We start from the raw sequence: 211 nt of genomic DNA, 5'->3' as shown, positions 1-211 counted from the left end.
TTGATGCCAATGGTCATTGGGTGTTCACCGCCAACAGTGCATTCAACCAACTCAACGTTGGTGACAAAGTTGAAGAGACATTTACGGTCACGTCCATCGATGGCATACCATCAATCATTAAAGTCACTATTAACGGCACCAACGATGCCGCTACCGTCAGCAGTGCGACCGTTGCCATCGATGAAACCGACAAAGCGGTAACGACATCAGG

Annotated in this window: 1 protein-coding gene; it reads left to right on the top strand. The window is 48.8% G+C overall.

Translation table 11 applies throughout. The features are described from left to right. Nucleotides 1–211 (top strand): VCBS domain-containing protein (locus tag AB4209_RS22490; RefSeq protein WP_372057461.1); only part of this gene is annotated, 211 nt, incomplete at both ends.

The organism is Vibrio sp. 10N.286.48.C11 (assembly GCF_041469805.1).
Taxonomy (GTDB): domain Bacteria; phylum Pseudomonadota; class Gammaproteobacteria; order Enterobacterales; family Vibrionaceae; genus Vibrio; species Vibrio crassostreae_C.
Note: the sequence above shows the minus strand (reverse complement) of the source record. Positions and strands in the feature narration are given on the sequence as shown.